The 8509-nt window shown below is 61.7% G+C and carries 6 protein-coding genes; 5 read left to right on the plus strand and 1 reads right to left on the minus strand.

Annotated features, from left to right (window positions below; all coding sequences use genetic code 11):
- Positions 1-30 precede the first annotated feature (30 nt).
- From CXQ94_RS19410 to CXQ94_RS19430, 5 genes are all read left to right on the plus strand, one after another.
- Positions 31-2859 (plus strand): aconitate hydratase, encoded by a 2829-nt coding sequence (locus tag CXQ94_RS19410; protein WP_104092244.1) that lies wholly within the window; start codon positions 31-33, stop codon positions 2857-2859.
- Positions 2860-2996: 137 nt separating this feature from the next.
- The gene (gene dxs, locus CXQ94_RS19415) at positions 2997-4988 is read left to right on the plus strand and encodes a 1-deoxy-D-xylulose-5-phosphate synthase (RefSeq protein WP_104092245.1); all 1992 of its coding nucleotides are present in this window, start codon (positions 2997-2999) and stop codon (positions 4986-4988) included.
- 32 nt (positions 4989-5020) lie between these two features.
- A complete protein-coding gene (locus tag CXQ94_RS19420; protein WP_104092252.1) occupies positions 5021-5569 on the plus strand; it encodes a DUF402 domain-containing protein in 549 nt (182 codons plus the stop codon).
- Positions 5566-6207 carry a hypothetical protein gene (locus tag CXQ94_RS19425; RefSeq protein WP_104092246.1) on the plus strand — a complete coding sequence of 214 codons (642 nt, stop codon included), beginning with the start codon at positions 5566-5568 and terminating at the stop codon, positions 6205-6207. Before CXQ94_RS19420 ends, CXQ94_RS19425 begins: the two co-directional genes overlap by 4 nt.
- A gap of 51 nt (positions 6208-6258) precedes the next feature.
- Positions 6259-7236, plus strand: coding sequence for an aldo/keto reductase (locus tag CXQ94_RS19430; protein WP_104092247.1), 978 nt, complete (start codon positions 6259-6261; stop codon positions 7234-7236).
- Between the two features lie 49 nt (positions 7237-7285).
- On the opposite strand, the gene CXQ94_RS23175 is transcribed toward CXQ94_RS19430, so the two are convergent.
- On the minus strand, positions 7286-8509 hold a 1224-nt coding region (locus CXQ94_RS23175), incomplete at its 5' end, for an HNH endonuclease signature motif containing protein (protein ID WP_258067253.1).

The following is an 8509-nucleotide window of genomic DNA, read 5'->3' on the forward strand; positions in this document are numbered from 1 at the left end:
GATAAAAGCAGTGGCGAGAGGAGTCCATCGATGACTAATGTGGACAGTTTTGGTTCCAAAGGCGTACTTAATGTTGCCGGGACCGAATACGAGATTTTCCGACTGAACTCGGTTGAAGGCGCGAAGAGCCTTCCGTTCAGCCTCAAGGTATTGCTTGAGAACCTCCTGCGCACCGAAGACGGTGCGAATATTACGGCCGATCACGTACGTGCATTGGCTGGTTGGGACCCGAGTGCGGAGCCCGACACCGAAATCCAGTTCACCCCGGCCCGCGTCATCATGCAGGACTTCACAGGAGTTCCTTGCATCGTTGACCTGGCCACCATGCGTGAAGCCGTCAAGGACCTGGGCGGTGACCCCACCCGGGTGAACCCGCTGGCTCCTGCCGAAATGGTCATTGACCACTCCGTGCAGATTGACGTGTTTGGCAACTCCGGCGCCGTTGAGCGCAACATGGAGATTGAGTACCAGCGCAATGGCGAGCGTTACCAGTTCCTGCGTTGGGGCCAGACCGCGTTTGAAGACTTCAAGGTCGTTCCCCCGGGAATGGGCATCGTGCACCAGGTCAACATTGAGTACCTGGCACGCACCGTCATGACCCGCGAGGTCGACGGCGTCCTGCGCGCCTACCCGGACACGCTGGTCGGCACCGACTCCCACACCACCATGGTCAACGGCCTGGGCGTGTTGGGTTGGGGTGTTGGCGGCATCGAGGCCGAGGCTGCCATGTTGGGCCAGCCCGTTTCCATGCTGATCCCGCGCGTCGTGGGCTTCAAGCTGACCGGGTCTATCCCGGCCGGCGCAACGGCTACCGACGTCGTTCTGACCATCACCGAGCAGCTCCGCAAGCACGGCGTCGTCGGCAAGTTCGTGGAGTTCTACGGCGAAGGCGTTTCGGCTGTGCCGTTGGCCAACCGCGCGACCATCGGCAACATGAGCCCGGAGTTCGGCTCCACGGCTGCCATGTTCCCGATCGACTCCGTCACCATCGACTACCTGCGCCTGACCGGCCGCTCCGAAGACCAGCTTGCCCTGGTTGAGGCGTACGCCAAGGAGCAGGGCCTGTGGCACGATGCCAGCGTGGAGATCAAGTTCTCCGAGTACCTCGAACTTGACCTCTCCACCGTGGTTCCCTCGATTTCCGGCCCGAAGCGTCCCCAGGACCGCATCGAGCTCACGAACGCGAAGCCGCAGTTCCGCTCCGATTTGAAGAACTACGTTGCCGGCGACGCCAACGCAGCGGGCAACACCGTTGATGAGTCCTTGGAAGAATCCTTCCCGGCCTCCGACGCCCCGTCCTTCACGCATGCCGACAACCACACCCACGACACCGAGCGCACAGTAGTTTCCGCTGCCGCCGGTGCCAACGGCCGCGCGTCCGCACCGATCCATGTGAAGAACGAATCCGGCGTTGAGTTCGAGCTCGATCACGGCGCGGTTTCCATCGCCTCGATCACCTCGTGCACCAACACCTCCAACCCGTCGGTCATGCTGGCAGCCGCTGTGCTGGCACGCAACGCCGTCAACAAGGGCCTGACCTCCAAGCCGTGGGTCAAGACGTCCGTGGCCCCCGGCTCCAAGGTAGTCACCGACTACTACGAAAAGTCCGGTCTGGTTCCGTTCCTGGAGAAGCTCGGCTTCTACACGGTTGGTTACGGTTGCGCCACGTGCATCGGTAACTCCGGCCCGTTGGACACCGAGATCTCCGCAGCCATCGCCGAGAACGACCTCTCGGTGACGGCAGTTCTCTCCGGTAACCGCAACTTCGAAGGCCGCATCAACCCGGACGTGAAGATGAACTACCTGGCCTCACCGCCACTGGTCATCGCCTACGCCCTGGCTGGCACCATGGACTTCGACTTTGAAACCGACGCCCTGGGTCAGGACGACGCTGGCAACGACGTCTTCCTTGCCGACATCTGGCCGAACCCGGTTGAGGTGCAGGAAGTCATGGACGCCTCGATTGACCGTGAGATGTTCACCAACTCCTACGCCACCATCTTTGACGGTGACGATCGCTGGAAGTCCTTGGAGACCCCCGAAGGCAACACCTTCGAATGGGACCCCAAGTCCACCTACGTTCGTAAGCCCCCGTACTTTGAGGGTATGAAGGCCGAAGCCGACCCCGTCACCGACATTGCCGGTGCGCGTGTTCTGCTCAAGCTCGGCGATTCGGTCACCACCGACCACATCAGCCCGGCCGGTTCCTTCAAGTCCGAGACCCCCGCAGGTCAGTACTTGCTGGCTAACGGCGTGGAGCGGAAGGACTTCAACTCCTACGGATCACGCCGTGGAAACCACGAGGTCATGATTCGCGGCACGTTCGCGAACATCCGTATCCGCAACCAGATCCTGGACAACGTCGAAGGTGGTTTCACCCGCGACTTCACCCAGGCCGATGGCCCGCAGGCGTACATCTACGACGCCTCGGTCAACTACCAGGCTGCCGGCACCCCGCTGGTGGTTCTGTCTGGTAAGGAATACGGCTCCGGCTCTTCCCGTGACTGGGCAGCCAAGGGCACCGCACTGCTGGGTGTGAAGGCTGTTGTCGCCGAGAGCTACGAGCGCATCCACCGTTCCAACCTGATCGGCATGGGCGTTCTGCCCCTGCAGTACCCGGCCGGCCAAAACGCCGCGTCGTTGGGTCTGACTGGTACGGAAACGTTCTCCGTGGAGGGTGTTACCGAGCTGAACAACGGCACCACGCCGAAGACGCTGAAGGTCACTGCAGTTGCAGAAGACGGCACCACCGTAAGCTTCGATGCCGTTCTGCGCATCGACACACCCGGTGAGGCCGACTACTACCGCAACGGCGGCATCTTGCAGTACGTTCTGCGCCAGATCTCCGCAAAGAGCTAACGCAGTCGAATTACCCTGAGGGCGGGTGTCCGGGAAACCGGGCACCCGCCCTCAGGGCTTTAACTTTGCTTCCGTGTCAGGGAACGGGCCCGGACACGATATTGTTAGACGTTGATAGTTGACCCAGGGAGGTACCAATGGGACTGTTGGAAACCATCGCGCATCCGCGGGATCTTAGTAAGCTCAGTGACACTCAAATGCAGACCCTTGCACAGGAGATTAGGGCCTTTCTGATCAGCAATGTCTCCCAAACCGGTGGACACCTTGGCCCGAACCTGGGTGTGGTTGAGCTCACGCTGGCCATCCACCGCGTCTTTGACTCCCCACGGGACAGCATCATCTTTGACACAGGACACCAGTCCTATGTCCACAAACTTGTCACTGGACGCCAGGACTTCTCTACCCTGCGGAAACAGGGCGGCATGTCCGGATACCCCAGCCGGGCCGAGTCCGAGCACGACATTGTGGAGAGCTCCCACGCCTCCTCATCCCTGTCCTGGGCTGACGGTATTTCACGGGCCCGCCAGTTGACGGGGGAAGGCGACCGCTACGTCGTCGCGGTGATTGGCGACGGCGCCCTCACCGGCGGTATGACGTGGGAAGCGCTGAACAATATTGCCGCGGACAAGAACCGCCGGGTGGTCATCGTTGTCAACGACAACGGCCGCTCCTACGCCCCAACGGTGGGTGGCGTGGCCGACTACCTCGCTTCGCTGCGACCGGCCATTGACCACGTGCGCACGCACAAGAAGTATGAAGCGTCCATGTCTTGGGGCAAGAAGCTGTTGCAGGACGGCAACTCCGCCGGCAAATTCATGTACAAGAGCCTGCACGCCGCCAAAAAGGGCGTCAAGGACTGGTGGGCGCCGCAGGGGCTCTTCGATGACCTGGGGCTGAAGTATGTGGGCCCGGTTGACGGGCACGACGAGAAAGCCATGGAGGCGGCTCTGCTGCTGGCCAAGAACTTTGGCGGGCCTGTGATCGTGCACGCGTTCACCGAGAAGGGACGCGGCTATGCGCCGGCCCGGGCTCATGAGGGGGACCAGTTCCACGCCGTCGGAGTTATCAATCCGGCAACGGGGAAGTCGGTGGAAACGCCCAGCGGCAAGTCCTGGACCGGCGTGTTTGGTGATGAGATCGCCGCCATCGCTGATGAACGTGAGGACATTGTTGGCATCACCGGTGCCATGCTGATCCCCGTGGGCCTGCAGAAGTTTGCGGAAAAGTACCCCGACCGGGTCATTGATGTTGGCATTGCCGAACAGCATGCCCTCACCATGGCGGCCGGGCTGGCCTTTGGTGGCCTGCACCCCGTGGTGGCTATTTATGCGACCTTCCTCAACAGGGGTTTTGACCAGCTTTTGATGGACGTTGCCTTGCACAAGGCGGGCGTGACGGTGGTCCTTGACCGTGCAGGCGTCACAGGTCCTGACGGTGCCAGCCACCACGGCATGTGGGACTTGTCCATGCTGCAAATAATTCCCGGCCTGCACCTGGCCGCCCCCCGTGACGCCGTAAGGCTCAGGGAGGAACTGCGCGAGGCCGTGGCCATTTCCGATGCCCCCAGCGTTGTGCGGTATTCCAAGGGAACGGTGGGCCCGGAAATTGCGGCCCTGGAACGCCTGTACGACGGCGTCGATGTCCTGGCCCGCACCGCTCACGACATGCCAGGGGCGGGAACCGACCCGGAAACTGACGTACTGATCGTCAGTGTTGGCGCCATGAGCGAGCTGGCCCTGGATGTGGCCTCCCGCATCAGCGCCCAAGGCATTACTTCAACCGTGGTTGATCCCCGCTGGGTCATGCCCGTGCCCAAGTCCATTGTGCAGCTGGCCTCCGGGCACCGCATTGTCATCGTGATTGAGGACGGTGTGCGGGCCGGTGGCGTGGGCTCACGGATCCGTCAGGAATTGCGGGCTGCCGGGGTGGACACAGCGCTGAACGAGGTGGGCCTGCCCGTGGAGTTCCTTGACCACGGTACCCGCGAGGAAGTGCTTGAACGTGTGGGTCTGACGGCTCAGCGGGTGGCACAGGATGTGGTGGAACAGGTGCTCGGAACTAAGGTTCCCTTCGCCCGGCCCCTGCCCGGGCAGCCGGCACCGCGCACAGGTCAGATGCCCATCCTGTGAGCCCCTTTCCGCCACCTGTGCACGCTGAATCTTTGGCTGAGCTACTCCCGCAGCAGGGGGAGTTGATCGTTTCCCGCAACCGTAAATATAACGGAAAAGCCCATTGGGTGGTCCCCGGACGGTATCTGGGTGAGGACGAATTTGGGCACTGGATCTTCCAGGGCACGGGCGAATTCATCGCCCGTCCCGGCGCTGCCTTGTATACGTCCTCGGACGCAATCTTGCTGGTCCCACATGCGGGTGACTGGGTGGCGACGTTCTACGACGACGCCCACCCTGCCGGCGTCGAACTCTACATAGACCTGGCCACGGAGTTCTCCTGGCAGCGGATCCGGCCTGCCGTGATCGAGTTCCACATGATCGACATGGACTTGGATGTCATCCGCACCAAAGACCGCGGACTGTACGTTGACGACGAAGACGAATTTGCAGCGCATAGCGTGCTGATGAACTACCCGGCCGAGCTGTGCACCCGCATGGAATCGGCCACAGCCTCCCTGGTGGACGCCGTTGCGGCCCGCCAGGCACCATTTGACGGTCGCGACGCGGCCTGGTTCACCTTAGGAAGGTCACTGCCATGAGCTGGACACAAGAAGAGACGCACGGAACCGCGGATGCGAATATTGTGCGCAAGTACAAGACCGAAGACGACGGGACATTGGTTTTCCGTGAGGCGTGGGTTGACGTTGCAGAAGGCTCAGAGAATGGCGCGGACGACGGCGAAATTTACTTTGTAGTGAACCACGGACCCGTTGGCCAGCAGAGCAAGTCCAAGGAAGTGGTGGTGGCCAGTGAGGAAGAGGCACGCGGACTGCTAGCCGGATTCGCACAGCAGTGCGCCGAGGACGGCTACGCCGAACTGGGCCGTGACGAACAATTCATGGTGGTTGCCCAGATCGCGCTGAAGAACGCCCGCGTCACCGACCGGGACAAGTACCTGGAGGAAAAGGCCCGCGAGGCACTCATCGCCCACCTTGCCTGGCGCGGGAGTGGTGTAGTGGAAAAGACCGAGTTTGTGGACGGCCCGCACAGCACAGGGAAGCTGAACATCTACATCCTGGCCCCTGACGCTGCCCGTGCAGTAGCCAACATCAAGGTGTGCGTCCGGGAACATAAGCTCGACTTCACCAAACTGAGTATCGGAGTTGCCCCGGCCAATGACTTGGCGGCCATCAAGGGCAAGTACACACCCACCGGAACCACCACGTTCGCCCTTTAGCGTCCCGGAAAGCGGCCATCACGGTCGCTGCAAATTCGCTATTGTGGAGGCATGACTGAATACCGGCAAGTAGGCACATCTGGACTGAGCGTTTCAACCGTGGGGCTGGGGTGTAATAACCTCGGCCGCAGCGGGACGGTGACGCAAACCCAGGAGGGGAGTGACGCCGTCGTCCACGCAGCCCTTGATTCCGGCATCACCCATTTCGATGTCGCCGACGTCTACGGCATGACGCCCGGGTTGAGCGAAACCATTCTCGGCAAGGCGTTGGGTGCGCACCGCGACGACGTTGTTGTGGCAACAAAGTTCGGCATGGACACTCAGGGTGCCAACGGAGTGGATTGGGGTGGCCGAGGCTCACGGAAGTACATTCTGCAGTCTGTTGAGGCGTCCCTGCGTCGGCTGAACACCGACTACTTGGACCTGTACTACTACCACACGCCCGATCATCGAACCCCGATGGCCGAGACGCTTTCAGCACTGGATGACTTGGTTCGCGCGGGCAAAGTTCGTTACATCGGCCATTCAAATCTTGCCGGTTGGCAGATCGCCGACGCGGAGTACACGGCCCGTGCCGCTGGAACCGAACGATTTGTCGCCAGCCAAAACCACTACAACTTGCTGGACCGCCGCGCCGAACTTGAGGTGACGCCAGCCGCTGAAGCTTACGGTTTGGGCGTCATGCCTTACTTCCCCTTGGCTAACGGCCTGTTGACGGGCAAGTACCGCGGAGCCGTGGTACCCGAGGGCAGCCGGCTCTCACACACCCGTCAGCACCTAGTCTCGGGAGCCGACCAGGAGCAGTTCGCCGCATTTGCGGCCTTCGCCGCGGCGCGAGAGCTGACGGAAGTTCAGGTGGCGTTCTCCTGGCTGGCCGCGCAACCGTCGGTGGCCAGCGTCATTGCAGGGGCCACCAAACCCGAGCAGGTCCGCCAGAACGCTGAGGCTGCAAGCTGGAAGCCCACAGTTGCGGACTTGGCCGAGCTGGACCTGATCTTCCCGCAGGCTCCCAAGGTTGCCTTGTTCTAAGAGTCGCTTCATGCCAACGGCTCGAACGTTGGGTGCTGCAGCAAGAATCTCAGCATCGTCTGTTTGCTCTGTGGCTTGGCTGCCTGGGCGAGGTCCCTGGTAGGGGTGGTGCTGTGGAGGCGTATTGGTGGCCGGTGGGCGTGGTGACTCTGGTGCTGGAAGTGCCGGCATTGCTGGTAGAGCCAGCAGTGTGTATGGGGCGGCGCTCCATGGTGGTTGTTGTCCAGCCGGGTGTTTCTTTGGCTTGGTTGCAGGCCGTGCAGAGGCCTTGTCCGTTGCTGATGCTCGTGGGTCCACCGGCGGCGTAGGCCTTGATGTGGTCGTACTGGCGGATCGGGGCATCACACCACGGCGTACGGCAGCGTTGGTCTTGGATGCGTAGGAATTCCTTCATACCCTCCGGGAACAGGCGAGCCCTCGAGTCCATGGCCAATAGCGCGTTCGTGTCCGGGTGCGTGAAAAGCCGTTTGAGCCAAATACGCGGCGCCGTGCGCATGCCCTTACCGCCACGACCAGCGCCATGACCGGCGCCACTGAAACTTCGACGTCCACTTCCACTGTCATCTTCACCGCGGCTGCCACTACTTCCATTTTGACTGCCACCGTTGGCTGGGATGGGGCCGTCGTCTTCACCGCAGCCCGGATGGTTCCCGAGACTGCTGCCGAGGATCCAGTTCCGGGCGGTCGGTGCCGGGATTGGGTCGTAACCAACCAGTAGGGCAGGGTCGTTCGCCCCCTCAAAGAGGGCTCGATCCGTCATGACCAGCTCTAGGATAATGTCGGGCTCATCCACGCTGGTACATATCCCCGCCCCCGTATTCCCACTGCTTGTAGGGTTCGACTCGTTGGGGCAGGGGGTGTGGTGGGTGAGGCGGTGGATGAGGGTATCGGCCATGAGTTGCCCCTTTCCCCGCTCATCCCCTGACGATTTGGCACTGTCGGCGACCTTGGTCAGGGTAGCAAGGATACGCACGCCCTGTCTCAAGGGCAGGAGCGCGGTGAGTAGGGTCATCCCATCCGCGGCGGGCCGTAAGGAGACATAGCGTTCCGATTCTGCTTTCTCTAACCGTTTCACGAATGCTTCCGGCTCCAGGGCGTACGCGGCCTTGCGGGCGGTAGCTCCCAGTTCCCGGTTCCCCAACCCGCCAGCGTGCTGCGGGTCCGAACAGATCAACTTATCCACTTTTCCCCGGTCTTCCAACGAAAGGAACACCGTCTCCCGGGCCATGATTCCGGCTCGATACTCAGTCAACGCCCCAACAGTGAGGGCGTG

This window comes from Arthrobacter sp. GMC3 (genome assembly GCF_002929305.1).
GTDB lineage: Bacteria > Actinomycetota > Actinomycetes > Actinomycetales > Micrococcaceae > Specibacter.